The sequence below is a fragment of the Streptomyces sp. NPDC051664 genome, assembly GCF_044453545.1.
Taxonomy (GTDB): Bacteria; Actinomycetota; Actinomycetes; order Streptomycetales; family Streptomycetaceae; genus Streptomyces.
The window spans coordinates 1-1,737 of record NZ_JBITCU010000115.1 but is presented as its reverse complement, the minus strand read 5'-3'; the positions used below and the strand labels follow the sequence as shown (position 1 = coordinate 1,737).

1 protein-coding gene is annotated in these 1,737 nt (G+C 66.5%); it reads left to right on the top strand.

The features are described from left to right. Positions 1-104: 104 nt before the first annotated feature. Positions 105-1,737: ISAzo13 family transposase (locus ACIA8E_RS41890; RefSeq protein ID WP_399307354.1), on the top strand; the 1,633-nt coding region annotated here is incomplete at its 3' end.

The following is a 1,737-nucleotide window of genomic DNA, read 5'->3' as shown; positions in this document are numbered from 1 at the left end:
AGGAGCCGTAATTTATCTACTGCCGGATTCGAGGCAACGTCGCTGTTTCATGTGGTAGTTGGGTTGTTGTGACGATTCCGGGTGAAGTCCTGGCGGGGCTGGATATGAAGTTCGCGGTGATTCTGCCGCATCTGGATGAGCGTCAGCGTCGTCTGTACCTGGCCTCCGAGGCCGAGGCGTTGGGGCATGGCGGGATCGCGGCTGTGGCCAGGATCGCGGAGGTCTCCGAGTCGACGGTCGCAAGGGGGTGTGAGGAACTTGCCGCAGGGGCAGCACCGTTGGGGCGGGTGCGCAGGACTGGCGGTGGACGCAAGTCAGCTGCTGAACGTGACCCCTGCCTGGTGGCGGCTCTCGAGTCGCTGATCGAGCCGCGTGAGCTGGGAGATCCGGTCTCCCCGCTGCGCTGGACCACTGCCTCGCTGCGGGACTTGTCCCGGGAGCTGGCCGAAGCCGGTCATCCGGCCAGTGCCCCGGTTGTCGGCGGTCTGCTGCGTGCGATGGGCTTCAGTCTGCAGGGGATGGCCAAGACCCGGTCCGGAAGCCAGGTTCCCGACCGTGATGCCCAGTTCCGGCACATCAACTCCGCTGCCGAACGCTTTCTGGCGGGGGGCCTGCCGGTGGTGAGTGTGGATACGAAGCAGAAGGAGCCGATCGGCGAGTTGGCCCGCCCCGGCCGCACCTACCGTCCCAAAGGCCGGCCCATCACTGCCCCGGACCACGACTTCATCGGCCCCGACACCCCGGTCGCCATTCCGTATGGCATCTATGACCTGGGACGTGACAGCGGCTGGGTGAATGTGGGCACCGACCGCAACACCGCCGCGTTCGCGGTGGAGTCTCTGCGCCGCTGGTGGAAGCTCCAAGGGCACCTCGACTACCCCGGAGTGGACCGCTTGCTGGTCACCGCCGACGCAGGAGGGGCAAACTCGGCCGACTCCCGCCTGTTCAAGATGGGCCTGGCCGGCTTTGCCGACGAGTGCGGGCTGAGCATCACCGTCGCCCACTTCCCTCCCGGTACTTCAAAATGGAACAAAGTGGAACACCGGCTGTTCTCCCGGATCACCCACAGTCTGCGCGGACAGCCGCTGACCAGCTACGAAGTTCTGCTGCAGACCATCTCGGCCACCCGCACCAGCACCGGACTGACGGTCCAGGCCATGCTCGACGAGAACGCTTATCCCACCGGCCGCGTGCTCACCCGGGCCGAACGCAAGGGCGTCGATCGGCGGGTCGAGCGCGATGCATTCCACGGCGAATGGAACTACACCATCGCGCCGCAGAACCCCGACCAGCAGCTTCCGGAAGATCCACACGACGAGCCAGGGCCGCCGGTCCCGCCCGAGGCCACCTTCCTCCTCACCCACCCCGCACTCACCGGCATGACCCGAGAACAGTTCGAGCAGCTCGTGCTCCAGCTCGAACCGTGCCGACAAGTCCTGGCCGAAGCCGAACGACAGAGTGAGGGCAGGGACCACCGCGGTCGCAACCCCGGCTTCGGCATCCTCGATCACCGCCACCGTGTCCTGGCCGCCGTGCTCCGCAGCCGCAACACCGTCACCTTGACCCTCGCGGCCGAGCTCATGGGCCGCACACGCAACGTGCTGAGCTACCACGCCGGGAGGGCCAAGCCTCTCCTGGCCTTCGCCGGGCCTGAGCTCGCGAGAATCCTCGTCTTCCACAGGACACACCCGCCCCGCACACTCGAAGCTTTGAACCGCGTGACCGAGCAGTACGACA